Here is a 25846-nt window from a genome sequence, read left to right on the forward strand (position 1 = left end):
AGATTCGTATGCGCCTGCGCGCCATCCTCGCCCTCGCGATGCTGGTCGGTCTGCTCACCACCGTGCCGGCCCACGCCGAAGTCGTCCATCCTCGCCAGCAGTGGTTACGCGACTCCACCGCGGGCCTGTTCCTGCACTGGGGCATGTTCACCGCGCCCCGGCACCTGGATTGCGCCTCATGGGAACGCGACGTCACCGACGGCGGCTGGACCCCTGACTACTGGATCGACCAGGCCCGCGACCTCGGCGCCTCCTACATCGTCCTGGCCACCTTCCACAGCGCGCTGGGCTACGCCCGCCCCTGGCCGTCCGCGATCCCGGGCAGCTGCGCCACCCGCCGCGACTTCCTCGGCGAACTGGTGAACGCCGGGAAGGCGAAGGGCGTGCGGGTCATGCTCTACATGACCGACGACCCGCAATGGCACAACAACACGGGCGTCGAGATGCTCGACTCGGCCGCCTACTCCGCCTACAAGGGCCGGCAGGTCGACATCACCACGCGACCCGGCTTCGGGATGTACAGCCAGGATCTTTTCCTGGAGGTCATGGAGAAATATCCGGACCTGGCGGGGTTCTGGATCGACAACGAGAACGAGTACTGGCAGCAGAACGGCCTGTACGACAAGGTCCGTGAACGGCGCCCGGACTGGCTGCTGAGCAACAACAACACCGACACCCCGATCATGGACACGGTCAGCAACGAGCAGAAGACCGGCATGACCCCCGCCTACGACTACCCGCAGGCGGCGTGGACCCCGATGCCGCGCCTGGTCGAGGCGGACTACAAGCTGCCCACGGTCGGCGACTGGTGGTACGACGGCGCCGACCACCCCGTGGACGCCCGCCTGTCCACCGGCCGGTACATCACCAACGCCGGCTCGTCGATGAAGTCGCTCATGGCGGAGACCGCGATGGTGAACGGCAGGTTCCCGCCGCAGCAGGAGGCCTTCAACTCCTTCATGTCCACGTGGGTCCCGCCGATCAAGGAGTCACTGCACGCCACCGAGGGCGGCGGCTACATGTACGGCGGCCTGCAGCCCGGCTTCTGGAACGACGGCGCGCACGGCGTGATCACCGTCCGGCGCGACGACGGCGGGAAGGTCCAGTACGTCCACGTGCTGACCAAGCCCAGCACCGACCGCGTACGGCTGCGCGACAACGGCTATCGCATCACCGGGGTGAGCGACCTGCGTACGGGCGAGCGGATGCGGTTCACCCAGTCCGGCGGCTCCCTCACGATCCTCGGCATCACGCGGTGGGACGACTACGACACGGTGTTCAAGGTCGAGACGGCCGGCCGCCAGGGCTTCCTCACCGGGGTCAAGGCCACCGCGTCCGCCGAGCAGGCCGAGCATCCCGCCGCCGCCCTGGTAGACGGTGATTTCACGAAATATTGGGACTCAGACGGCAACCTGCCGGTGTCGGTGACGCTGGATCTCGGCAAGCGGAAGAAGGTGGCCTATCTGGCGGTCAACCAGCGCGAATGGTCGCCTGTCCTGGCCAGGGTGACCTTCGGGCGGCCCGAGGACTCCGCCCGGATCAAGGACTACCGCGTCTACGTCAGCGACGACGGCCGCCGCTGGGACAAGCCGGTGCGGGCCGGTGCGATGCGCAGCGCCCGCGGCACGCAGGTCCTCGACCTGGGCGAGCAGCACGGCCGCTATGTGAAGCTGGAGGTGCTCAACACCTGGGCGGGCGCGCAGGCGCCACGCTTCCACCGCAAGCTCCGGATCGACGAGATCCAGGTCGCGGACTCGTACCCGGTCTCGCGCGACAGCCTGCCGCTTGAGGCGGAGCGGCAGCAGCGGACGGGCCGGGCCCGCGTCGAGTCCTGCGCCGCCTGCTCGGGCGGGGCCCAGGTGATCGGGCTGCGGGACGGCACGCTCACCTACCGCGACGTGAGCGTCCCGGCGGCGGGCGAGTACCGCCTGCAGATCGACCACACCTCCGCCACACCCGCGACGCTGTCGGTCGCCGTCAACGGCGCGGCGCCGGTCCAGGTGCGGGTGCCGGGCGACAACAAGGGCGTCCCCGCCTCCAGCGCCCTGCCCGTCACCCTGAAGGCGGGAACCAATACGATCACCCTGTCCGGGGACGCGGGAGTGGACCGCCTGGCCGTCGCCCCGATGCCACCCGCCTCGTACACCCCCAAGACCACCATGACCGTCGACCCGGCCGGCCTGCAGTGGGTCAGCCCCGGCCGGCAGTCGCTGCGGGTCTCGGCCACGCTGCGCCTGGACAGTGAGGACGTACTCGACCAGGTCGCGTTCGCCCCGGCCGTCCCGGCGGGCTGGACCGTCGAGGGCGAGACGATCAAGGCGGCGGCCGTCCGGCTCGGGCAGACGCTGGCGGGCTGGACCGTCGAGGGCGAGACGATCAAGGCGGCGGCCGTCCGGCTCGGGCAGACGCTGGCGGGCTCGTGGACGCTCACCTCACCCCCCGGAAAGGACGTGACCGCGACAGACATCCCGATCACCGCCACCTTCCAGTCGCTCGGCCGCCCCTACACGGTCACGAACCAGGTCGGAGTGCGTCCGCGTCCCGCCGACCGGGTGTTCATGCGGGAGGCCGAGGACTCACGCAACAAGATCGGCGAAGCCGGGATCACCGCCTGCGCGGCGTGCTCGGGCGGTCAGAAGGTACGCAACATCGGCGGTGGGCCGGACCAGGGCAGCGAGCCGAACGCCTACGTGCTGTTCGAGGACGTCACGGTCCCCGAGGCACGGGCGTACACGCTGTACATCGACTTCACGGTGAACGGCCCCAAGTCGTACTCCGTGACGGTCAACGGCGGCACGCCGACCGAGGTGAAGGTGAACGGGGCGGGCAACAACACCCTCTACACCGTCAGCGTCCCCGTCACGCTGAAGGCCGGCCCGAACACCATCAAGCTCCACAACGACACGACCCCGGCCCCGGACCTGGACCGCATCTCTCTCGGGTGATCTCGGGCTATCTCGGGTGATCTCTGGCGAGAAGGCGTGACCCCGGCCGGATCTTCCGCGCCGGGGTCCATGCCCGGAAGCAACGGCGGCCGGTGGCGCGGCTAGCCGTATGACTTGCCGACGCTGTCGAGCAGGTGCTCAAGGGTGTCGTAGGAGGGGATGTCCACGACGTCGATGAGGTCGGTCGCGACGCTTACCTTGTGATCCGCGGCGACCTTGGCGAAGTCGGCGGCGTCCGCCGACCGGAACCCGTGCTCGGCGGCGAGCCGCTGCAGCTGCGAGTCGGTGCTGAGCAGGCGTCCGACGCGGTCGCCTGATGCGTTGAGCGGCACCAGCGTGTGCTTGGACATCACCGTCGGGGATGGGTACATCAGCACCATCCCCGGCTTGATCTGCCCTCGCGTGGCGGCGTCGACGAACTGCGCCTCGTAGATCCAGACCATCGGCGACGGGCCCATGCCCACCGTGAGGTATTCGTTGAACGGACCCTCGGAGGTGTTGTCGGTGTAGCCCTGGCTGGTGAAGAGCTGGGTCACCAAGGGCAGCACGTTCTTCTCGGCGGTGGCGCCGTGCACGACCTTGCTGCCGTTCGCGACATAGCTGGTGATCGCCAGGTACATGGCCGCGGAGTTCGAGGTGCGCGGGTCCGTCGTGGAGATCAGGACGTTCTTGTCGACGCGGTAGTCGGAGTTGCCCGTGAGCTGGTCCCACTTCGTGTCCGTGGTGACCAGTTCGAGGTAGCGGCCGATGTTGAAGGTCGGCACGGGGCCCTGCTTCACCACACCCGCCTTGGTGAGCAGGTCCGCGATCGGCTGGAACGTCGCGATCGCCATGGGCGAGGAGAACGGCGTGTACTTCGTACTGACCTTGCGCTTGCGCTGGATGAACTCACCCGCCGGCGCACTCGACGGGAACGCGAAGTCGAAGCGACTGAGGTCTACCGAGGTGGCGATCTGACGGGAACCGGCCGATTCGATCTCGACCTTCACGCCCTTGTCGGCGAAGGCCCGCACCACCTGCGGATCCTCGAAGAACGCCTTCTTCTCGGAGCCGATCACGCCACGCACGACCGTGAGCGGCGGAGTCGGGGGCGGGGCCTCCGGCTTCCCGAGGTTCACGACCACCACAGCGGCGACCACGACGACCGCGACACCCAGGCCGATCGGGAGCAGCACCTTGCGGCTGGGCATTCTCGCCATCACACCGGCCTTTGCGGGCGCAGGCTCGGTGGGCGCGGCCTCGGTAGGTGCGGACTCGGTGGGCGCGGACTCGGTGGGCACGGGCGCCTCCACCCGTGCCGTCAGCTCACCGCGAGCGATGCGTTCGACCATGACGGGGACGAAGTCACGGACGGGAAGGCCGTCGAAGCGGCGATAAGCCGCCTGCATCACACTCTCGACGTGCTCGGCGGAATGGGTGCCGGCGAAGACCTGCACCAGGTGGTCGGTGGTCCGGCGGATCGCCTGTTCCTCGCGGAGGGTATCGCCGCTCACCAATAACTCCCCGACCTATTAATTATCAGTTATCGCAGCGAGCCGCCATGCCCGCCCGATCATGCGAGACCCCACCATATAGGGGGTTTCGGCCGCGTTGATAACCACGTCGGCTGTTATTTAAAACCCGCAGGTAAGGGCGATACGACCACACCCCGGGAAATCATCTGTTCATATTCGCCGGGCTCATTCGTCAAGCGAAATACACAAATGTTTTATGTCCGTTCATCACCGGGCGGGGGCGGTGGCGCCGAGAAGGGCCAGGCAGTTCGTCCACAGAGCGTCGAGGCGCTGGGTGTTGTTGTAGAGCTTGGCGAAGAGCACCTGACCTTCGAGCTGAGCGACGACGGATCGCGCCGCCTCGTGGGCGTCGGCGACCGTGACCTCGCCGCGCTCCCGGGCTTCGGTGACGACCTTCTCCACCATGTCGACCTGGGACCCGAAGATCTGCGCCAACGTCCCCTTCGTGCCGGCCTCGCTGACGAAGGGCGGCCTGCAGTCCGCCACCAAGTCCCTGGCCATCGAGTACGCGACCCGTGGCGTCCGCGTCAACGCCGTCTCACCGGGCACGATCAAGACCCACCAGACCCTCGCCGCGCTGCACCCGGTCGGGCGGATGGGCGAGGTGAGCGACATCGCCGACGCGGTGGTCTACCTCGAGACGGCCCCGTTCGTCACCGGCGAGATCCTGCACGTCGACGGAGGTATGAGCGCCGGCCATTGACGGCCGCACAGGATCGGCATGCGTGATGGCCGCGTGGTGCGTCTCAGGTCACCAGGCCCCTGCGGTAGGCGTAGACCACGGCCTGCACGCGGTCACGCAGGTCGAGCTTGGTGAGGATGCGCGACACGTACGTCTTGACGGTCTCCTGGCTGATCACCAAGGTCGCGGCGATCTCGCTGTTGGACAGGCCGTCGGCGATGAGGCGCAGGACCTCCAGTTCGCGCGGGGTCAGCGCGATGCCGTCCGGCGTGTCCTCGGCGGGACGGATCCGCGACGCGTACCTGCCGACCAGCCGCCGCGTCACCTCGGGTGCCAGTAGCGCGGCACCCGTCGCGACGGTGCGGATGCCGTTCAGCAGCTGCGCCGGTGGGGCGTCCTTGAGCAGGAACCCGCTCGCGCCCGCGCGCAGCGCCTCGTACACGTACTCGTCCAGGTTGAACGTCGTCACCACGAGCACCTTGATCGGATCCGCCACCCCGGCACCGGCCAGCAGGCGGGTCGCCTCGATCCCGTCGAGCACCGGCATCCGTACATCCATCACCACTATGTCCGGCTTCAGCCGGCGGGCGAGGTCGACCGCGGCGCGACCGTCCCCGCACTCCCCCACCACCTCGAGGTCGGGCTGCGCACCGATGATCGTCGCGAACCCGGTACGGATCAGCGCTTGGTCGTCGCAGATCAGGACCCGAACAACCGGAGCGCTCACGACGGGCTCCCCGCGGGGACCCGTGCCCGCACGACGAAGCCGCCGCCCGTGGGCCGGTCCGCGCTGAACTCGCCCCCCAAGGCGTCGACCCGCTCCCGGAGCCCGGCGAGACCCCGCCCGCTCCCACCAGGGGAACCCCTCCGTGCGCCGGAACCATCGGTGGTGACCTCCACGCTGATCTCCTTCCGGCCATAGCGCACACGGACCACGGTGCGGCTGCCGTGGGCGTACTTGAGGGCGTTCGTCAGAGCCTCCTGCACGACCCGGTAGGTCACGAACTCGGCGCTGCCGGCCGACTCCGCCGGCCGGCCCTCCTCGGTGAACTCCACCGGCTGCCCGGCCTGACGTGTCTGCTCCACGAGCGTGTGAAGCTCGCCGACGGACGGCGTTCTGACGTCGGTGTCGTGGCCGGGGTTGAGCAGGTCGAGCAGGTGTCGCAAGTCGGCGATGGCCCGCCGGCCGGTGTCGGTGACGGCGCTCAGCGTCTCGTCGAGGCGATCGGGTACGGCGGTCAGGTAGCGGGCCGCCTCGGACTGCACGACCATCGCCGTCACGTGGTGGGTCACGACGTCGTGGAGCTCGCGGGCGATGCGGGTGCGCTCGGCGGTGCGAGTGGCCTCGGCGACGTGGCGGCGGAGTTCGGCCTCGGCGGCCCGGGTGGAGCGCAGCCAAGCCCCCATGCCCCAAGCGAGAACGAGCGCCAGGTAGAACAGCACGAATCCTTCCGGCCTCTCGGGCCCGCCGGGCCGGTCCAGCGCGACCGCCAGCGGCACGTACGCCACGGAGAGGAGGACCACGATGACGCGACGGTGACGCTCCAGATGGGCGCCCGCGCTCATCAGCGCGATGGGCAGCCCGGTGCCCGCCAACGCGTGGTAGCCGCGCAGCTGGTCGAGTGCGAAGCCGAGCGACACCAGGATGAGACAGACGGCCGGCCACCGCCGGCGCACGGCGAGCGGAAGGCTCTGAAGGGCGACCGCCACGACGGCCAGCGCGTCGTAGGGGCGGAGCGGCATGTCGCCCACCTGCGTCCCGGCGCTCTGCAATCCCGGCAGGAACGACGCGACGGCCAACAGCAGCGCGAGCGGAGAATCCCGGACCGTGACGTCACACCGCCGCCACAGATCCGGGACCCGATGGAGACCGATCACTGGGAGAGCGTAGCGGTCGTGCCGGGCCGGGCGGCGCGCCGGCGAGGGACCAGGTTGCCGCGACGGCGGGCCAGCCACATGAACGCGATCGTCGCCAGCACGCAGAAGACCACCGAGTACGGGCTGCCCTCCGGCCCGAAGTCGCCACCGGTGAGCAGGGCCGGACCTGACGTCACCCCGTGCAGCAGCCCTTCCGTCGCGCCGTTGCCGGAGACCTCGGTGCTGAAGATGCCGGCCGCGGCGAAGTTCCAGCCGAAGTGCAGGCCGATCGGCACCCACAGGGTGCGGGTGGCGACGTACGCCGCGGCGAGCATGCCACCGCCCTCGATCGCGATGGCGAGCGCGCCCCACAGGCTGGCGTGCTGGTTGAACAGATGCGCCATGCCGAACACCAGACCCGTCAGCGTCAGCGCTATCCACGTACCGGTGCGTTCCTCGACGATCCGGAACAGAACGCCGCGAAAGAGCAGCTCCTCCGTCACGGCGGCGGCGGCCATGAACCCGACCAGCCCGATAGCGCCCGCCAGCGAGCCGCCGCCGTCGACGCGGTAGCCGCCCATGAAGGCGATGTTCACGATGACGGCCGTGAACAACCCGATGCCGATCAGAACCCCTCGGCCGACGGCGGTGGCGGCGCCTTTCGCGGCCACCTCCACCGGCTCGCGGCGTTCGGACCACCGCACCACCCGGGCGTACACGAACACCGCGAGCACGGCCGTCGCGACACCGAGAACCAGGGTGAGAAACGCGTTCCCCTGTACCGCGCCCACACCCAGGCTGCCGACGAAGGCGACCACCGCGACGGCCACGAGCTGCTTCAACAGCCGCATGACGACTCCTCTGCGAGATTCCACGAGCTTCCGCGACCGGAGCGCCGCGGCTACGCCGAGAACGCTAGGGATGTGCCGACCGGGAATCGTCACCGCGCGGTGGACACTCGCGGGTAGCTCGCACGGGGGACAAGCGCGCCGCGCACGACCTCAGCCGGGACGCCGGGGCGCGATCCGGGCCGCGATGGCATCCAGCAGTGCGGCCAGGCCGCCTTCGACGCCGCCGAGGTCCCCAAATTGATGAAGGTCCTCGCCGACTTCGACGTCACGCTCGTCCCGCCGATCAACTACTTCGACGCCTGGGTCTACGACAAGCGGGGACGCCGGTCGGCCGACAACGCGGGCGTCAAGCGCGCCCTCGGCCTGCCCGCCTCCGGCCCCGGCCCCAACCCGCAGGGCCCCAACCCCCGGAGCGGCGAGATGGAAGGCCCTGACGACTGACCGCCTGTACAGTCGCGACAGATGTGCCCAAACCACAACGGCGGAGTGCCAGCGGCGGCAATTCGCCACTCGTATCCTGCCGATTCGCAGAAAGGCCGCGCTGTGACCATCGTGACCGCAGACCTCTACGACGAGCGGGGCGACGAGCTCGACTCCTGCGACCTTCAGCTCTCCCAATACGGCGGCCGCCGGGCCTTCGCCGGCACGGTCGTCACCGTCCGCTGCCACGAGGACAACGCGCTGCTCAAGTCCGTCCTGGGAGAGCCCGGCGAGGGACGCGTCCTGGTGGTCGATGGCGGCGGCTCGCTGCACACCGCCCTCATGGGTGACATCATCGCCGGCCTGGCCGTCGCCAACGGATGGGCCGGCGTGGTCATCAACGGTGCGGTACGAGATGTCGCCGCCCTGCGGGAACTGGACCTGGGCGTCAAGGCGCTGGGCGCCAATCCACGTAAGAGCGGCAAGGAGGGCACTGGCCAGCGTGACGTCCCGGTCGCTTTCGGCGGTGTCACCTTCCATCCAGGGGCCGAGCTGTTCAGTGATGACGACGGCATCCTCGTGACACGCGCCTCGATCTCCTGAGCGCGTGTCACGATGACCGTGCGTTCGCCCCCCGGATTGCGGGTACGTGAGCCCGGGGGGCTCGAGCATCCATGACGACCAGGGGGACGTCTCATGACTGAGCACATTCTGGAGCCGGCGGCACAGGAGATCGCGGACGCGACCTCGAAGCCCCCGTTCCTGTACGAACTGGGCCCCGAGGGCGCCCGGAAGGTCCTGGACGACATCCAGGCCGCCCCGATCGACAAGCTCGACGTCGAGGAGAAGTGGATCACCGTACCGGCCGAGGTCGGGGACGTACGGGTCCGCATCATCAAGCCTCCGGGCGCCACCGGCGCGCTGCCCGTCATTCTGTACGTCCACGGCGGCGGCTGGATCCTCGGCAACGCCGGCACGCACGACCGCCTCGTCCGCGAGCTGGCCGTCGGGGCGAAGGCCGCCGTGGTCTTCGTCGAGTACGACCGCTCGCCGGAGGCGCGCTACCCGGTGGCGATCGAGCAGGCGTACGCCACGGCCCGCTGGATCACCCGGGACGGTGCCGCCGAGGGGCTCGACGCCGCGCGCCTCGCGGTCGCGGGCGACTCCGTCGGCGGCAACATGACGGCCGCCCTGGCCATCCTGGCCAAGCAGCGCGGCGACGTGAGGTTCGTCCACCAGTCGCTCTACTACCCGGTCACGGACGCCGCCCAGGACACCGACAGCTACCGGGAGTTCGCCAACGGGCCCTTCCTGACCGCGAAGGCCATGGCCTGGTTTTGGGATGCGTACCTGCCGGACCACGACCGGCGTGCGGAGATCACCGCCTCGCCGCTGCGGGCGACCCTGGAGGAGCTCACCGGTTTGCCCGAGGCGTTCGTGATCGTGGACGAGAACGACGTGCTGCGGGACGAGGGCGAGGCGTACGCGCGCAAGCTCACGGCAGCCGGGGTGCGCACGACGAGCCTGCGCTACAACGGCATCCTGCACGACTTCATGATGCTCAACCCGCTCCGGCAGACCGCCGCCACCACGGGCGCCGTCGAACAGGCCATCCACGTCCTGCGCAAGGCGCTGGGCACGACCTGACACCCGCACCCGGACCGCTCCCCCCGAGCTGCGGACGCTAGTCGCGGACGTCACGGTGGCGCTCGTGGCGGCCATCTGCGCGACGGCCGGCGAATTGGGCGGGACGGCAGGCGCGTGAGCCACCGCTCGCACACCACGACCTCATGGCCCAGCTGCCCGAGCAGGGAGGCCGCGACCATGCCGGTAGGGCCGTAACCCACCACAGCGACGTCGAAGATCTTGTTCATGCACGCGCCCGCCAGTAATGTAAATTCACGTTCGCATTAAGTGTGAATGCAGGTTCACACTTGTGTCAGCGACTCAGCAGGTAGGCCGTGACGGCTCGCCGCAACTGGTCGACCAGTTCCGGCCAGGGCAGGGGGCGGCGCGACTCCAGGTATTCACCGTGGATGATCCGGTGGGCGCAGGTCGCGTAGATCATCCGATAGGCGAAGTCGATCGCCGCCTCGACGTCCGGGTGATGCCGCAGTGCCGGTGCCGCCAGCAGGATCGTGTCGCGAAAGACCTGGTTGCCCCGGACACTGACGGCAGAACCGTGTTCGAAGACCGCCGGGTTCTGGGTGCCCAGCAGCATGAACACCCGCATCAAGGTGGCATGGGAGTGCAGCGACCCGGCCGCGCCCTCCACCGCCGCGGCGATCACCACATCGGGCGGCGTCGCCGCCGAGAGGTCGAGGTCGACCAGGCGCCGGAAGAACTCCGCGGCCAACTCGTCGGTGAACCGGGCCTGGAGGGCCAGCAGCAGCCGTTCCTTGTCGCCGAACCGGCGGTAGACGCTGCCCACCGAGACCTCGGCGGCCTCGGCGACCGCGACGACGGTCAGCGCCTCCGGTCCGCCCTCTTCCAGGAGGCGGATGCCGGCGTCGAAGATGCGATTCTGGGTCTCACGGCTGCGTGCCTGGCGGGCAACCGGCGTCGGGGACGCGTCGCTACTACTCACTGCGAAAGTGTAGCCAGATGGTTGACAATCTCAAGCGCCAAACCGGAGTACTAGTTCACATCATCACGTGAGGATCACACCGACATGACCGCACTTGCGGCGCACTTCAGCGAGGAGCACTCCGCCGAGATCGTCGCCGCGACCTTCGCCGACACCCCGGATCCGCGCTTGCGCGCCATCATGACCTCGCTCGTACGGCACCTGCACGCGTTCGTGAAGGACGTCGAGCCCACGATCGAGGAGTGGACGGCGGCGATCGGCTTCCTCACCGAGGTGGGCGCGACCTGTACGCCGGTCCGGCAGGAGTTCATCCTGCTGTCCGACGTTCTCGGCGTGTCCATGCTGGTGGAGACCATGAACAACCGTGCGGGCGAGGCCACGGAGTCGACCGTGGAGGGGCCGTTCCACGTGGTCGAGTCGCCGCCGCGTGAGCTCGGCGCCGACATCGCGCTGGACGGGAAGGGCGAGCCGTGCCTGGTCACCGGTACGGTCAGGGCGACGGACGGCACTCCCGTGCCCGGCGCCGCCGTGGACGTGTGGCAGGCCAACGCGGACGGTTTCTACGACGTACAGCAGCCCGAGCGGCAACCCGAGCGCAACCTGCGCGGGCTGTTCACCACCGACGACGAGGGACGCTTCCGGTTCCGGTCGATCGTGCCCCGGCACTACCCGATCCCCTCCGACGGGCCCGTCGGCCGGCTGCTCCAGGCGACCGGGCGCCACCCGAACCGGCCCGCGCATGTGCACTTCGACGTCCGGGCCACCGGCTTCCGGCCCCTGGTCACCCACCTGTTCGTCGCGGACACGCCCTACATCGACTCCGACGCGGTCTTCGGTGTGAAGGACAGCCTCGTACGCGAGTTCCCCACCATCGACGACCCCGCCCGGGCGGCAGAGGCCGGCCTGCCCAACCCGTTCCGTACCGTCCACTTCGACGTGGTGCTCCGACCTGAGGAGCCCCGGCCGTGACCCCGTTCATCTACCGGGATGTGGGCCAGTGCTCCGGCGTTTACGCCGGGGGTGAAGGCCCACGCGGGAAGGCGCTCCAGCGTCTGAGCGCGCCTTAAACCGGTCGGCTTTGCTGCTCGATGTACTGGCACAGAACCGAGATCGGGGCTCCGCCCACCGATCCGGTGTGGGTGGTCTTCGGCGTCGGCGCCGTGAAGTCGCTGCCCCAGGAGATCGAACGCCTGGGACACCGGCGGGCGCTGGTCCTCTGCGGCCCCGAGCAGGAGTCCACCGGGCGGATGATCGCCGACGCGCTCGGAGACCGCTCGGCGGGTCTCCTGGCCGAAGCCCGCATGCACGTCCCGCTGGAGATCGCCGACCTCGCCAGGGACCGAGCCCGAGCGCTGGAGGCCGACTGCTGTGTCGCCGTCGGCGGCGGCTCGGCGATCGGCCTTGGCAAGGCGGTCGTCCTGGCCCACGGACTGCCGGTCCTCGCCGTCCCCACCACCTACGCCGGTTCGGAGATGACGCCCATCTGGGGGCTGACCGATAACGGACGCAAGCGCACCGGCCGGGACCCGCGCGTCCTGCCGGTCAGCGTGCTCTACGACGCTGAACCTTCCCCACGCCCCCACGCACACGGTCGTCCTCCCCCACGTTCTCGCCTACAACCAGCCGGGCGCGCCACAGGCCGTGGCCGCGCTGCGCCGCGCGCTCGGCGACATCCCGGACCCGACGCGCCGCTTGTGGGAACTCGCCGGCGAGCTCGGCGCCCCGCGGTCGCTGCGGCAGCTGGGAATGGCGGAGACGGACATCCCTCGGATCGTCGACGAGGTGCTCGCCAACCCGTACGCCAACCCGGTCGAGGTCACCGCGGAAGGTCTGACCGGACTCCTGCGTACCGCATGGGCGGGCGAGCCTCCCAATCTCGATCACTCAGGCTGAGCCACCGGCTCCTCTTGACCAATTCTGTTGACCGACGTATGTACATTCCTATGCACGCACTTTGGTCAACCAGGTCCCACTGCCCTCACTGAACGCGTCAGCCCGCCTCTGCTCGACGGCCACCTGACCATGCGTGAATAGTGGAGTGGAAATCCCCCCATGTCTCACTCGCCGGTTTCTCCCGACGCGTTCACCTCCGCCTCCGGATCGATGTCACGCCCGTCCCGCCGGGCCGTCTTGGCGGGCGCCGGTGCCGCCCTGCTCGCCCCGGCCGCACCGGCGAGGGCAGGCGTAGCGGAGAACGCCGGCAAGACAGCCGTCGTCTCCGGTACCGACTACGCCGTCGCACCCTCCCCCGACAGCCGCCTGCTCGCCCTCGACCTGCTCGGTGTCCTGTGGGTCTGCTCCGCCTCCGGGGGCACCGCCCGCAGGCTGACCAGCGATCTGTACGACATCGCCCAGCCCGACTGGTCCCCGGACGGCGGCACCATCGTGTTCCAGTCGTACCGCGACAGCGTCTTCAACCTGTGGACGATCCGGCCCGACGGGTCCGCGATCACCCAGTTGACCACCGGCCCGTTCGATCACCGCGAGCCCCGCTACAGCCCCGACGGGCGCACCATCGCCTACTCCTCCGACGCCGGGGGCAGCTACGGGATCCACCTGCTCGACGTCGCCACCGGAGCGACCCGCGTCCTGACCGACACCCCCGTCGAGGAGTACGAGCCGGCCTGGTCACCCGACGGGAGCAAGATCGCGTTCGTCGTGGCCGACACCAGGATCGACGTCATCGAGGTCGCCACCGGCACGCGCGCCACCGCGGTCACGGTCCCCGCCGGACAGGTCATTCACCAGCCGTCCTGGCTGCCGAACGGCACCGACCTCGCCTACCACCTCTTCCACTCGGGCGCCAATGATCTGGCCGGCACCGCGGGCACCCTCGTCACCGGCGAGGAAGTCTTCCCGTTCCGTGCCCGGTTCGCCCCGGACGGACGCTATTACTACACCTCAGCGGGCACCATCAAGGTCCGCCGCCTCAACTCCGCGTCCGTCGGCACCATCGGCTTCACCGCCGCCCTGACGACGACGACGCCGAAGTACAAGAAGAAGGTCCGCGTATTCGACGAGCCCGGGTCATTCCCCGTCGTCGGAATCGGCAGCCCGGCCGTGTCCCCGGACGGGTCCGCCATCGCCTTCCGCGCGCTCAACGACATTTATCTGATGCGCGGCGGTGGCACGCCGGAACCGCTTTTCCGTGACCACTGGTGGAAAGCCGACCCGGATTTCTCCCCGGACGGGCGGCAACTGGCATTCGTCACCGACCGCACCGGCACCCTCAACATCTGGGTCCGCGACCTGAGCACCGGCGCCGACCGGCAGATCACCCATCTGACCGACTCGGCCGCCCTGTCGGTCCGGTGGTCACCCGACGGGAAGGAGATCGCCTACCTGGACCAGGACGGCGCCCTGTGGGCGGTGAACGTCTCCACCGGCGACCTCCAGAAGATCTTCGACGCCACCTTCGAACCAGGCCGCCCGACCTGGTCACCCGACGGCAAGACTCTCGCGCTGGCCGCGGTGGTGCCGTACTCACGACGCTACCGTGAGGGACTGTCCAAGATCCTGCTCGTCGACCGGGCCACGGGCGCCGGCACGTACATCGACCCCGCGCCACACCGGTCCTTGCAGACCCGTGGCGACGACGGCCCCGTCTGGTCCCCTGACGGCACCATGCTCGCCTTCGCCATGGAATCGCTCCTGTGGGTCCTGCCCGTCGACAAGACCGGACGGCCCACCGGCAGCGCCCGTCAGGTCACCCGGGAGGTCTCCGACGCCCCTGTCTGGGCGGGCGGCTCGGCCACCCTCCTCTACCTGAACGAGGGACGTCTCAAGAGCGTGCGCCTCGACGGCAAGCCCGCCCGGTCGATTCCGATGAAGCTGACCTGGCGCAACGACACCGGCCCCGATCAGGTCGTCATTCACGCCGGGCGCATGTGGGACGGCGTCTCCAAGAGCGTCGTCCGCGACGTCGACATCATCGTACGAGGCCAGCGCATCACCGCGATCGAACCGCACCGGGATGGCAGGCCCGGCGCCCGGATCGACGCCCGCGACAGGTTCGTCATGCCCGGCCTGATCGACATCCACCATCACCGTGAGATGCAGGGCTACGCGTACGGATCGCGACAGGGTCCGCTGTGGCTCGCCCTGGGCGTCACCACGACGCGCTCACCTGGCTCACCGGCGTATCACATGGTCGAGGAGCGCGAGTCGGTGCAGTCCGGCGCCCGGCTCGCACCGCGCTACCTGGGCACGGGCGAGGCCATCGACGGCCCGCGCATCTACTACAACTTCATGCGCCCGACGTACTCCCACGACCAGCTGCTGCTCGAACTGCGGCGGGCCGCCGCCCTCGACTACGACATGATGAAGTGCTACGTACGGCTGCCGGTCGTCTGGCACAGGGAGGTCATCGACTGGGCCCACCGCCAGGGCAAGCCGGTCAGCTCGCACTACCACTATCCGGCGATCGCCATGGGCGGCGACCAGACCGAGCATGTCGGCGCCACCAACCGGTTCGGCTACTCACGCACCGTCACGAACGTCGGCTCCGCCTACTCGGACGTCATCGCCATGTTCAACGCCTCGAAGATGGCCAGAACCCCCACGCTGTTCAACTCCTCGACCCTCTACCGGGACGACACCTCGCTGGTCACCGACGAACGAGTCCGCCGGCTCTACCCGAACTGGCGGATGGCCGCGCTGCGGGCGACGGTCACCACGGCCCAGACCGCCGACCCGGCGGCGGTCCAGGTGATCCGGACGAACCTCGCCAACCAGGTCGCGCAGCTCACGGCGATGATCCGCGGCGGCGGCGTGGTCACCGCAGGCACCGACGCACCGATCGATCACCTCGGGATCAGCCTGCACATGAACCTGCGCGCCATGGTCAAGTACGGCCTGACCCCGCGGGAAACGCTCACCTCAGCGACCAGCACGTCCGGGACCTACCTCGGCCTCCCGCTGGGCAGGATCGCCAAGGGCATGTACGCCGACCTGGCCATCATCGACGGCGACCCGCTGTCCCGCATCGAGGACGCCGCCAACGTCACCGCCGTCGTCGTCGGCGGGAGGCACCACACCGTCGAGCAGCTCCTCGCGCCTTATCCGTCCTCCTCCACCACTCAGGCGACACCCGCGGCCGCCGCACCTTCCGGCAAGGTCAAGGACCGCGTCCCCGTGCACCAGAGCGCGGCGAGCCACTGGTGGAACGACCCCGCCGAACTCGAGGCAGCCCGGGTCGCCTGCTGCCACGACCACTGAGCGCGCGCATCACACGCCTGCGACCCTGTGCGGCGGTCAGTGCTTGTGGTCAGCGCTTGTGGTCAGTGCTTGTGGTCAGTGCTTGTAGGCGGCGACGATTTCCACTTCGACGAGCCAGCCCGCGACCGGGAGATTGGCGATCTCGATCGTCACGCGGGCCGGGCGGGCCGGGTTGACCTCCATGGGCGAGGCGGGGGGCGCGGTGCCGAGGGGGACGGGTACGGGCTGGCCGGTGGCCAGGTCCGTGTTGGCGAAGAACTGACGGTAGGCGCGGTTCCAACCGGTGAAGTCGGCCGACTCGGCTCCGGGAGGCTTCTCCAGATAGGCGCGCATGGAGACGACGTCGGCCAGGCCCAGCCCAGCGGCGGAGAGGTTCGCCTTGATGCGCTTGAGCACGTTGAGTGCCTGGGCCTCGGTGATGGTGACGCCAGGGGGCAAGGTAGCCCCGGGGAAGTCGACGTAGCGCTCGGGAGAGTCGGCGGGAGCCCCGGTGTTGGCCGCCGCCGGGCCCAGGCCGCTGGCGGTGTAGGAGGCCACCTGCTTGCCGAGCGCCACACCGTCGGCGATCGAGGGGTTGGTGGTGCCGGCCGGGAGGAAGGGCTTGACCTCCTGCGGCCGGAGCGACCAGGTGGGGTTGGCGGCGGCCGTACCGGTGCCGAGGACGAGGACGACGGCCACGGAGAGGGCGATGGTGCGGATCTTCATGCGGAGGTGTCCTCTCAGGAGGTGCTCATGACGCGCTGGTGCAGCTCGGTGACGACCTTGCGGGCGGACTCCAGGGCACCCGCCTGCCAGGCGATCATGTAGCTCAGCCAGTCCCCCGCGAAGTGCACGTGCCCGGCCGGTCTGTTGAGGAGCTGGTACGCGCCCTGCCGGGACGGCCAGCCCACCCAGGCGCCCTCGATGTGCGGCTGGAGTTTCCAGGCGATGGACACCGACGATGCCAGCTCGTCGCGGTATTTCGCGCCGTGGATCTTCATGCCCTGCTCGATCGCGCGGCGCTCGCGGTCCGCGTGCTTCAGCGCGGCGTACGCGTCGGCCTGGGCGCCGAAGTTGTAGTAGCCGACGACCATGCCGCGCGAGGTGCCGTACCCGTAGGAGGGGTACCAGATCGTGGCTAGGTCGAGGTCGGTGGCGGTGATGCCGCCGTAGATGTCCTCGTCGGTCTCCCACCAGCGGCGGCGGTACTCCAGGCCGATCTTGCCCGCGTTCGTGGCGGTCGGGGTGGCGAGGGCGGCCTGGACGTCCGGGCCGAGGTTGTGCGCGGTCTTGGCGAGGATGTGCGGGGGCATCGCCGCGACGCAAAGGTCCGCTTTGATCTTCTGCGTACGGCCGTGGCGGTCCTGGTACTCCACCTCCACGCCGTCCGGCAGATCGGTGATCTTGGTAACTTTGGCGCGCAGCCGGATCCGCTGCCGCCCGATCTTGCCGGCGAAGGCCCGCGGGATCGCGTCCATGCCGCCCACCGGCTGGAACATCAGCATCGCCTGCTCGTAGCCGAACTCGAACGAGAACCGCTGCCCGACGCCACTCGCCAGCACCTCCGACAGCGACGGCACCGGCTCGAGGAGCGTGCCCGGCTGTTCACCCGCGCCCGGGTTCACGCTGTGGCCGCGGCGGTCGCCTCCGGAGTACTTGAATCCGCTCGCCTTGTTCCCCACCGCCCCGAAGCTCGACAGGAAGGCGATCAGCCGCTCTTTGTCCTGCGCGGTGAGCGCGGCGTCCAGCGCCCCCGCGTCGGTCGCCCGCGACAGCAGCTCCGAGACGTACCCATATACGTCGGCCTTGGCGGTGCGCCAGCGGACGGGGGCCTGCATGTTCTGGTGGTAGATGTAGGCCTGGGCGTTGGAGTTGGTGAAGACCTCCAGGTCCACGCCGAGCTCGCGGCAGTAGTCCATGGTGACCATCCACTGCGCCAGCCGGGCCGGTCCCGCGTTGAGGTAGACACCGTCACTGAACTTCGCGACCTGTGAGGAGCCGTCCAGCTCGGTCACGCGGTCACCGCCGCGGATGGTCCAGTTCCGGCCGCCCACCCGGTCAAGCGCCTCCAAGATTGTGCAGTCGTAGCCTGCCTTGCCCAACTCGTACGCCGTGGCAAGACCGGCTATCCCCGCGCCGAGGATCACCACCTTCTTCGCAGACCTCCCGGTGAGCGAGAAGTCGGACTGCTGCGGCGGGTCGAAAGTTTCCTTCGCGGCCGCCTCGGCGGTGGGCGCGAGGCCGAGCGCGCCCATGGTCGCGAAGAGCGCCCCTGCACCGCCGGAAACACCGACGGCGGACAGGAAATCGCGTCTGCTGTACCCCAACACGTACCTCCAAGATTTTGCTGGAGGTGAGTCTTGGGGGGTTCTGTTGCTGGTCGTCCTTTGTTGTGTTGTTTGCGTGTTTCAAGCTGATCATCGTGTTTATAGGGGAATGTGAGGTTTCTGGGTCTCGCGTTCCGCGTGAGCGTCAATGGATGCCCACAGGTTTGTCGGTGGGGCGATCTAGTGTCCCGGCCATGACCTCAACGACGCAGGCGTACACCTACGCCGCGCCCTCCTCCCTTGTCGACGGTCGTCTCGGATTGGCGACCTCCGGCGGCCGGGCCCTGTCCGGCCCGGCCGTGGCCCCCCGGTTCTTCAGCGGCGTGGTGACCCAGTCGGCCCCCGCCGCGGCGGCCCTGCTCGGCGTCGCCGATGTGGCGCTGGCCCGCTATCACCAGCCGCAGGCGCGGCCCGGCTGGGTGCGCGACCCGGTGGTGACGTGCAATGGAGACCGGTTGCGGTTCGAGTCGTTCTCGGCCTGTGGCGGCGTGTACGCCCGGCTTGATCTTCTGAGCGGCGCGCTCGACGGCGAGGTGTTCGACCGGGGCACCACCAACGTCGACGTGAACGCGCCGCTCCGGGAGGCTCTGGCGCGCATCGGCGCGCGGGACCCGCTGCACCTGGGGGTCGGGCTCGACGAGCTGGTCGTGACCACGATGGACGGCGCGGTGGTGGAGAAGAAGGTGCCGCTGCCCGAGCGCTGGTTACGCGGCTTCGCCGAGGTGCAGGTCATCGCCTCGGGCATGGACCAGCGCGGTGAGCTGACCGGCATGGCGGCGGTACGGTTCCTGCGCGGGCTGCCCAAGAGAGAGACGGTATGGGTGGCGCAGACGGGGCGTGAGCTGAAGGCCTCCGACCGTCAGGTTCCGGGCGCTGTCCAGCTCGCCGGCCCCAACCGGCTCGCCACCCTCCTGCCGCTGCTGCGCTTCGCGAAGTCCCTCCGGGTGTACGGTCCGGCCGAGGGCGCCTCCAGCGCCTGGGAGCTGGAGCTGCCGGGCATGCGCTACACGCTCACCCTCTCGCCCGAGCGCTGGCGCGGCTTCTCCGGCGAGGGCGCGGTGCTCGACGACCTGGCCACCGACGAGGCCGAGAACGACGCCGACGTGGTGGGCATGCTGCTCAACTTCGAGCCCGAGATCGAGATCGGCCTGCTGGCCGACCGCGCGGGCATCCCCGCCGATCGGGTGCGGGCCGCGCTGACACAGCTCGGCGTCGCCGGGCGGGTCGGCTACGACCTGTCGGAGGCCACCCACTTCCACCGTGAGCTGCCCTATGACAAGGACAACGTGCTCCTGCTCAACCCACGGCTGGCCAAGGCGCGCAAGCTCGTTGACGCGGGCGCCGTACGCCTCGAAGGCGAGCTGGCCACCGTCCACACCTCGGGTGGCGCGCGCCGGGTCTCTCTGACCGACGGCTCCTGCACCTGCGAGTGGTGGTGGGACCATCGCGGCTCCCGCGGGCCGTGCAAACACGTGCTGGCCGCCCGGATCGTCGCCCGCGCCGCCGTGGAGGTCTCCCGATGACCCTCTGGACGGAGATCTGCGACCTGGTCACTCGCAACCAGGTCACCCGCCTGACCGACCGGCTGGTCACGCTCACCGAGGAGGAGCGCGCCGAGCTGGGCGGGCGGTTGCCCGGCTTCGTCAAGGAGCTGCGCCGCGCCCGCACCGAGCAGGTGCGGGCCCAGTATCCCGACGACTTCGAGGAGGATGCCTCCTGGGAGGTCGGCGAACTGCTCGACAAACTGGCCGGCGCGCTGCTGCTGACCGGTGTCGGCGTCATCACCGGCCCGGCGGCCGCGGTGACGTGGATGACCAGCCGCGACGTCAACCGCCGCTGGGCCGAGGACCTCGACGTCGCCCAGGTTTGCCGGGTGGCGGCCACCCGCCCCTTGGAGTGGCGCCACGATGTCGCGGTCCGGCTGGCCCAGCGGGTACGCCGTCCCGCCGACCGCATCGCGCCGCTGGCCGTGGCACTGCTGCGCGAGTCCGGCGCCGTGCCACCCGACCACGACCCGCTGGTGGCCGCCTGGCTGGCCGCGCCGAACGTGGCCGATGACCCGCTGACCCCCGTACTACTGCCTCGTGTCTTCGACGCCGACGGCGCGGGCCGCGTCCTCCGCGACGAGCGGCTGGAGCCCCGGCCGACCCGCTGGCTGGCCGCCGCCGTGCGCGAGCTGCCCAGGGAGCAGCTGCTCGACGGTTGCGTGAGCCGCTTCCTGCGCGGTGGCGAGGCGCAGGACCTGCGGTTCTTCGTACGGCTGCACACGCTGCTCGACCCCACGCCCGAGGAGTCCGCGTCCCGCCTGCGCGACTACCTGCGGTTGCTGCCGTCGGCCCCGGGCACGGTCGCCGAGCTGGCCGCCGGGCAGGTACGCGGAGCCATGCCGATCGACCACGCCGACCTGGTCGAGGCGGTCGACGCGCTCACCTTCCGGGACGAGGCCAAGCTCGCCGCCACCGGTCTGCGCTGGCTCGACCGGGCGATCCGGGCCACGCCCGAGGCGGCCGCCGACTTCGTGACCGCGCTGACCACGGCGTACGCGCACAAGTCCTTCGACGTGCGCAACCGCGCGGCCGAGCTGACCCTGAAACACGCCGGCCTGTTCGCCGACCACGCCGAGGCGATCCTCGACGGCGTCCGCCACCTCCCCGCCGACCTGGGCGCGAAGCTGGCCGAGCGGTTCGGCGGGGAGACTCCGGTCGAGGAAGTGCTGGAGCGGAAGGAGTTCCCGCCGCTGCCCGAGCCGCCGGAGGCGCGACGGTTCCCCGAGCCGTCGGTCTCCCTTGACTACCACGAGCGTTGGATCGGCCAGGAGCACTGGCTGGCGGCCTTCGTCGCCGGGATCGCCGACGAGCGCGCGGAGCTGCGCCGCAAGCTCACGCCCCAAGTCGAGCAGGACCGGGGCCAATGGCGGTCCAGCAAGGTGCGTCTCGACCCCGACGACTGGCAGTCGGCGCTGTCCGCCGAGCTCGTGAACCCCGGCAGCGTGCCGAAGCTACCGCCGATCAAGCCGGAGAAGTTCTGGGACGACGCAAGCCACTCCGTGAGAGTACGCGCCCTCACCCGTGGCGAGGAGCCCGACCCGGAGCCGGGGCGCCGGGGGATCATTGTGGGCGGCTACCGGCCTGGCCGCTACCTCGACGACGACGCCCCACTGCGCGTCTTCTCCATCACCTGGACCAGCGACGACGGCCCGGACGGGGCGGTGGCCCATGAGGGCGACCGGCAGATCCCCTTCACCAAGGGCCGGATCCACCTGTACGACTGCCCCGCCGACGACGGACCGCCGAATCACCTTCGTCCGGCGCGGAAGAGGCCCGGCGTCTTGTACGACGACTCCGTGGAGGCCATGCCGTCCTTCATCCTCGACCGCGCCTACGAGCGCATGGCCGAACTCGGCGTGGACCCCGCCCGGATCGCGGCGATGCGGGCGGAGGAGCAGGTACCCCCGCCAGGCCCGAACGAGCCGCTCGTGCAGGTGACCGTCGTCTTCATCCCGCCCCGGCTGCGTTCCTTCATGCCCGAGGCGCTGCCCGAGAACGACGAGTGGCGGCGGCGCAACCACCTGCCCGACCCCAATCACGTCTCCCCGCCCCACGACTTCCTGCTGCACCGCTACGCGGAACTCGCCGAGGCCCTCCGCGACGGCACCCTGCCGCCGGTGCTGCTGGCCACGCCGACCTGGATGAGCGGCCACCTCGACCCCGACGTACTGATCGACCGGCTGGAGACCTGCGCCGCCGCCGGCGTGGAGCCGCTCCCGGCCGATCTGGCGCAGGCGCTGCTGCGGTTGCCCCGGGGCAGCCACCAGGCCGCGGCCGACCGGGCCGCCAAGGTCGACTCGGAGGCGGCGCGCTCAGCCGCCCGCTGGCTCGCCGGTGACGGCATGGCCGATCCCGAGTGCGGCCACGTGTGGCGCCACATGGTCGGCGCGTCCATGGTCGAGTTCGGTGACGGCGAACCGGAACACTTCACCGAGGTCAGGCTGCAGCCCGTGCTGCGGATGACGGCCCCGACCGGCCATCGGCTGATCGACGAGGTGCTGCTGCGCCAGCCGTTCGATTGGACGCACAACAAGTTCGGCGGTTCGCTCAGGGCGTGGCCCGCCATGCTGCCCTCGCACCGCGAGGTCGTGGCCGTCAACTTCCTGCCCTTCATGCCACGCGGCGGCTGGGGCATGTGGCTGGCTCCGGCGGAGATCACCGGCCTGGAGATCGCCCAGGGCCCGATGGGCGAGTCCACGGCGGTGATCCTCGCCTTCCTCCTGGCCGACAACGTGCCCAGCATGATCCCGCTGGTCCTGAGCATGGCCGCCAGGGGCGAACTGCCCGCCGAGGCGATCGGCCGCCAGCTCGCACTGGTGCTGCGCCGCACCTGGCTGGAGACCCGCTCCGCCGTCGCGGCCCTGACCGAGCTGGCCGACGCCGGCGGCCACCACGAGGTGTGGCGCATCCTGCGCGCCCTGCTGCCCGGGATACTGCCGGGCGAGGGGCAGCGCATCACCGTGACCCACGCCGAACTCGTCGCCTTCGCCACCGACGTGGCCCGCTGGACCGGCGCGCGCGGGGAGATCCCGGTCGTCGCCGAGTTCGCGCGCAGCCGCCGGACGATCCGCTTCGTCCACGAGTGCAAGCGCCTGCACGCCCAGCTCACCGGAGCCACGTCATGACTTCTGACGACATCCGGACCGAGATCAGGAATCTCGTGCTGCACCACGACGCCGAGGGCCTGGCGTCGCGGCTGCCGAAGCTCACCGACGCCGAGCGGGCCACCGTCGCCGCCGAGTTGCCGAGCCTGCTCGCCGAGCTCCGCGAGGGCCCGCTGTCCGACTGGGACGCCTTCGACCAGGTCACCGGGCGGTCCGAGGTGCTGATGATGGTGGGCGCGGCGACCATTCCCGGCCCGGCCGGGGCGACCACCTGGCTGATGAAGCGCGACCTCAATCCCCGCTGGTCCGGCGCGCCGAGCCCGCACCGGCTGGTGAAGGCGCTCTCCGGTCGCCCGGTGGCCTGGCGGGCCGATCTGGCCGTACGGCTCGCGCGCCGCATCCGCCGCCCCGACGACCGGATCGTACCGCTGGCCTTGGCGCTGCTGCGCGACGGCGAGGCCACCCCACCCGACCACGAGCCGCTGGTGGCGGCCTGGTTGTCGGCGGTGGGCGTGGCCAAGGACCCGCTGACGCCCCACCTGCTTCCGAAGATCTTCGAGGCGGCCGGCGCGGGCCGGGCACTGGTCAACGAGACGCTCACCCCGAAGCCGTCCCGCTGGCTGGCCCTGGCCGCCCGCACGCTGCCGCGCGAGCAGATCATCACGGGCTGCGTGAGCCGTTTCCTGCTCGGCGGCGACGTACGGGACCTGCGCTTCTTCGTCCGGCTGCACACGCTCGTGGCGCCCACGCCAGAGGAGTCGGCCGGGCGGCTGCGCGACTACCTGCGTCTGCTGCCCGCCGCGCCGGGCCCGGTAGCCGAGCTGGCCTGGCAGCAGGTACGCCAAGCACGGCTCGACCCGGCGGACGTCGCCGAGGCCATCGAGGCGATGACCTTCCGCCAGGAGGCCAAGCTCGCGGTGAAGGGCCTGACCTGGCTCGACCGCGACCTCCGCCATCACCCGGAACGTCTGGCCGACCACGTCACCGCGCTGACCAATGCGTACGCGCACACCTCTCACGAGGTACGCGACCGCGCGGTCACCCTCACCCTCAAGCACGCCGGCCACCTCACCGACCCCGCGCCGATCCTGGAGGCGGCCGAACTGCTGCCCCCGGCCTCAGCCCGGCAACTCCTCGAGCGCTTCACCGAAGGCTGGACCGGCGATTTCACCCCCGGCCGCCTGCCGGAGGCCACCATCCCCGGCCCGTTCCCCACCTCCGGCTTGGAGAGCGGCCCGCCGGAGGAGATCGGCTGGATCGACGTCGAGGCGTGGCTGGCGGCGGTCACGCGAGAAGCGCATACGAACCCGGACTCCCTGAAGGAGACGCTGGCCCGGCGGTTCGGCGAACACCTGCGGCCGGTGCTCTACGACTGGCCGACGTGGCAGTCCCCGCGTGACTGGTGCACCGCGCTGGCCAGGGAACTCGTCAACCCCGGCGAAGATCCAGGGCCGCCCATGTCTCGTCCGCCGAGGCAGCGCCCGTCGTACCGAAAAACGATCTTCGAGGGGCAGGGCCTGTCCGGCGGTCTCGGGGAGGCCCTGTACGACAGCATGGTGAACGTCGCGGCCACGGCCTTCCAGCTGTTCCCCGGCCTCCGCACGGTCGTCCCGCTCCACGAGATGCCCGACTATTTCCAGGAGATGCTGCGGACGGTCGACGTCCAGACCGACCTCTACGACCCGACGGCGCGACCCGCGCCCGCCCCCTGGAACCGCCTCCCCCGCCTGCGGGAGTGCGCCCGCCCCCACGCCTTCCTCCTGTCCCGCCTCGACGAACTCCTGCGCGCGGCGAAGGCCGGAGCCCTGCCCCCGGTCCTGCTGGCCACCCCCACCCGTGCCGACGGCCACCTCGATCCCGAGACCTTGCTCGACCGCCTGGCCATGTGCGCGCACTCCGGCTGCGAACCGCTCCCGCTCGATCTGGAACAGGCTCTGTTACGCCTCCCACCCGATCCCGCCCCCGACCTGGCCGTACGCGCGCAGGGCATCGGCTCGGCGGCCGCCGCGGTGGTGGCCCGCTGGTTCGAGCGCGGCGCGCCCCCACCCCCGGAGGTGGAGCTGGCCTGGACCCTCGACCTCGGCTCCCACGTCGTGCCCTACGACGACCGTGTCCTCGACCAGCGCGGCATCGCCAACGTGAGCTGGCGACCAGTGGAGCCCACCGGTCTCGCCCACATTGACGCCCTGCTGACCGCGCCCGAGATGCGCCCTTTTCGGCGCCTGTCACGTGACTTCTGGCCCGGCATCACGCCCCACCACCGGGAGCTCGCGGCGGCCCATCTGGCGTTCGGCCTGATCGACCGTTTCGACCCGCCTGACATCGCGATCGACGACCTCCGCGACCTGACCCTGGCCGAAGGCGCGTCCGGACCGGCGACGGCCCTGGTGCTGGCCTACTTCCTCACCGTGGAGGGCGACGACGCGGTGCCCTCACTGCTTCAGCTGGCGGCCAAGGGCGCGCTCCCCGCCGCCGAGACGGGCCGCCTGCTGGGCCTGTTGGGCCGCCGCACCCGCTACGAGGCCGGCCCCGCGCTGCCCTCACTGGAACTGGCCGCCAAGCAGGGCGCGCACGCCGAGGTATGGACGATCTTGCGCCACTTCCTGGCCTCCTTCCTCCCGGGTGAGGGCGAGCGGGCCCAGCGTCCGCACACCGACGCCGTCGTGCTGGCCACCGACATCGCCATGTGGGCCGGCGCGCGGGGCGAGATCCCCGAGGTGACGGCTCACGCGAGGAAACGCGGTTCGACCTCGCTGACCCGGGCCTGCCGGAGCCTCCACCAGTTCCTGACCCGGGAGGCCTGATCGGCTCAGCGA

General features: G+C 70.3%; 20 protein-coding genes and 1 pseudogene. 12 read left to right on the plus strand and 9 right to left on the minus strand.

Features of this window, described 5'->3' with window-relative positions:
* The first annotated feature begins 8 nt into the window (after window positions 1–8).
* A complete protein-coding gene (locus AB0B64_RS37030) occupies window positions 9–2945 on the plus strand; it encodes a CBM35 domain-containing protein (protein WP_358183405.1) in 2937 nt (978 codons plus the stop codon).
* A 101-nt stretch (window positions 2946–3046) separates the two neighbouring features.
* Here the strand turns inward: AB0B64_RS37030 and AB0B64_RS37035 are convergent, their stop codons facing one another.
* Window positions 3047–4438 carry a three-helix bundle dimerization domain-containing protein gene (locus AB0B64_RS37035; protein ID WP_358183408.1) on the minus strand — a complete coding sequence of 464 codons (1392 nt, stop codon included), beginning with the start codon at window positions 4436–4438 and terminating at the stop codon, window positions 3047–3049.
* A gap of 228 nt (window positions 4439–4666) precedes the next feature.
* Window positions 4667–4864: a hypothetical protein gene (locus AB0B64_RS37040; RefSeq protein ID WP_358183411.1), complete on the minus strand. Its 198-nt coding sequence runs from the start codon at window positions 4862–4864 to the stop codon at window positions 4667–4669.
* On the opposite strand from AB0B64_RS37040, the gene AB0B64_RS37045 reads away from it, so the two are divergent.
* Window positions 4863–5162, plus strand: a complete 300-nt coding sequence (locus AB0B64_RS37045) for an SDR family oxidoreductase (protein WP_358183414.1) — start codon at window positions 4863–4865, stop codon at window positions 5160–5162. The two genes, AB0B64_RS37040 and AB0B64_RS37045, sit on opposite strands and share 2 nt — an antisense overlap.
* A gap of 43 nt (window positions 5163–5205) precedes the next feature.
* On the opposite strand, the gene AB0B64_RS37050 is transcribed toward AB0B64_RS37045, so the two are convergent.
* Genes AB0B64_RS37050 through AB0B64_RS37060 form a run of 3 tightly spaced genes read right to left on the minus strand, consistent with a single transcriptional unit; the run spans window position 5206 to window position 7849 of the window.
* Window positions 5206–5868 (minus strand): response regulator transcription factor, encoded by a 663-nt coding sequence (locus AB0B64_RS37050; RefSeq protein WP_358183417.1) that lies wholly within the window; start codon window positions 5866–5868, stop codon window positions 5206–5208.
* A complete protein-coding gene (locus AB0B64_RS37055; protein WP_357953787.1) occupies window positions 5865–7019 on the minus strand; it encodes a histidine kinase in 1155 nt (384 codons plus the stop codon). Before AB0B64_RS37055 ends, AB0B64_RS37050 begins: the two co-directional genes overlap by 4 nt.
* Window positions 7016–7849: a type II CAAX endopeptidase family protein gene (locus AB0B64_RS37060; protein ID WP_357953789.1), complete on the minus strand. Its 834-nt coding sequence runs from the start codon at window positions 7847–7849 to the stop codon at window positions 7016–7018. Before AB0B64_RS37060 ends, AB0B64_RS37055 begins: the two co-directional genes overlap by 4 nt.
* 240 nt (window positions 7850–8089) lie before the next feature.
* On the opposite strand from AB0B64_RS37060, the gene AB0B64_RS37065 reads away from it, so the two are divergent.
* From AB0B64_RS37065 to AB0B64_RS37075, 3 genes are all read left to right on the plus strand, one after another.
* Complete coding sequence (locus AB0B64_RS37065; RefSeq protein WP_358183420.1) at window positions 8090–8290, plus strand: hypothetical protein; 201 nt, start codon at window positions 8090–8092, stop codon at window positions 8288–8290.
* A 102-nt stretch (window positions 8291–8392) separates the two neighbouring features.
* Entirely contained in the window at window positions 8393–8872 is a 480-nt protein-coding gene (rraA, locus tag AB0B64_RS37070) for a ribonuclease E activity regulator RraA (protein WP_358183423.1), read from the plus strand.
* 93 nt (window positions 8873–8965) lie between these two features.
* On the plus strand, window positions 8966–9916 hold the full coding sequence (locus AB0B64_RS37075; protein ID WP_357953794.1) for an alpha/beta hydrolase: 951 nt from the start codon (window positions 8966–8968) through the stop codon (window positions 9914–9916).
* A 50-nt stretch (window positions 9917–9966) separates the two neighbouring features.
* Here the strand turns inward: AB0B64_RS37075 and AB0B64_RS37080 are convergent, their stop codons facing one another.
* Together AB0B64_RS37080 and AB0B64_RS37085 are read right to left on the minus strand one after the other, a co-directional pair.
* Window positions 9967–10143 (minus strand): FAD-dependent monooxygenase, encoded by a 177-nt coding sequence (locus tag AB0B64_RS37080; protein ID WP_357953796.1) that lies wholly within the window; start codon window positions 10141–10143, stop codon window positions 9967–9969.
* Window positions 10144–10208: 65 nt separating this feature from the next.
* The gene (locus AB0B64_RS37085) at window positions 10209–10856 is read right to left on the minus strand and encodes a TetR/AcrR family transcriptional regulator (RefSeq protein ID WP_357953798.1); all 648 of its coding nucleotides are present in this window, start codon (window positions 10854–10856) and stop codon (window positions 10209–10211) included.
* An 84-nt stretch (window positions 10857–10940) separates the two neighbouring features.
* Between AB0B64_RS37085 and AB0B64_RS37090 the strand changes: the two genes are divergently transcribed.
* The 4 genes and pseudogenes from AB0B64_RS37090 to AB0B64_RS37105 all read left to right on the plus strand — a co-directional run bounded on the left by AB0B64_RS37090 (window position 10941) and on the right by AB0B64_RS37105 (window position 16073).
* The gene (locus tag AB0B64_RS37090) at window positions 10941–11825 is read left to right on the plus strand and encodes an intradiol ring-cleavage dioxygenase (protein WP_358183427.1); all 885 of its coding nucleotides are present in this window, start codon (window positions 10941–10943) and stop codon (window positions 11823–11825) included.
* 119 nt (window positions 11826–11944) lie between these two features.
* Window positions 11945–12386 (plus strand): annotated as a pseudogene (locus AB0B64_RS37095) (iron-containing alcohol dehydrogenase); the annotation flags it as partial.
* 30 nt (window positions 12387–12416) lie between these two features.
* Entirely contained in the window at window positions 12417–12749 is a 333-nt protein-coding gene (locus tag AB0B64_RS37100) for an iron-containing alcohol dehydrogenase (protein WP_357953949.1), read from the plus strand.
* 159 nt (window positions 12750–12908) lie between these two features.
* Window positions 12909–16073: an amidohydrolase family protein gene (locus tag AB0B64_RS37105; RefSeq protein WP_358183429.1), complete on the plus strand. Its 3165-nt coding sequence runs from the start codon at window positions 12909–12911 to the stop codon at window positions 16071–16073.
* A gap of 75 nt (window positions 16074–16148) precedes the next feature.
* Here AB0B64_RS37105 and AB0B64_RS37110 read toward each other — a convergent pair whose 3' ends face one another.
* Together AB0B64_RS37110 and AB0B64_RS37115 are read right to left on the minus strand one after the other, a co-directional pair.
* Complete coding sequence (locus AB0B64_RS37110) at window positions 16149–16778, minus strand: Rid family hydrolase (RefSeq protein WP_358183432.1); 630 nt, start codon at window positions 16776–16778, stop codon at window positions 16149–16151.
* 14 nt (window positions 16779–16792) lie between these two features.
* On the minus strand, window positions 16793–18382 hold the full coding sequence (locus AB0B64_RS37115; RefSeq protein WP_358183435.1) for a flavin monoamine oxidase family protein: 1590 nt from the start codon (window positions 18380–18382) through the stop codon (window positions 16793–16795).
* A 191-nt stretch (window positions 18383–18573) separates the two neighbouring features.
* Here AB0B64_RS37115 and AB0B64_RS37120 point away from each other — a divergent pair, with 191 nt between their 5' ends.
* The 3 genes from AB0B64_RS37120 to AB0B64_RS37130 are packed head-to-tail and all read left to right on the plus strand — an operon-like array spanning window position 18574 to window position 25834.
* Complete coding sequence (locus tag AB0B64_RS37120; RefSeq protein ID WP_357953807.1) at window positions 18574–19902, plus strand: SWIM zinc finger family protein; 1329 nt, start codon at window positions 18574–18576, stop codon at window positions 19900–19902.
* A complete protein-coding gene (locus AB0B64_RS37125; protein WP_358183439.1) occupies window positions 19899–23051 on the plus strand; it encodes a DUF6493 family protein in 3153 nt (1050 codons plus the stop codon). The genes AB0B64_RS37120 and AB0B64_RS37125 overlap by 4 nt, the downstream gene beginning before the upstream one ends.
* A complete protein-coding gene (locus tag AB0B64_RS37130; RefSeq protein ID WP_358183441.1) occupies window positions 23048–25834 on the plus strand; it encodes a hypothetical protein in 2787 nt (928 codons plus the stop codon). The genes AB0B64_RS37125 and AB0B64_RS37130 overlap by 4 nt, the downstream gene beginning before the upstream one ends.
* Window positions 25835–25846: the final 12 nt, after the last annotated feature.

The organism is Nonomuraea sp. NPDC049129, from assembly GCF_040648495.1.
In the GTDB taxonomy this organism is placed as follows: Bacteria; Actinomycetota; Actinomycetes; order Streptosporangiales; family Streptosporangiaceae; genus Nonomuraea.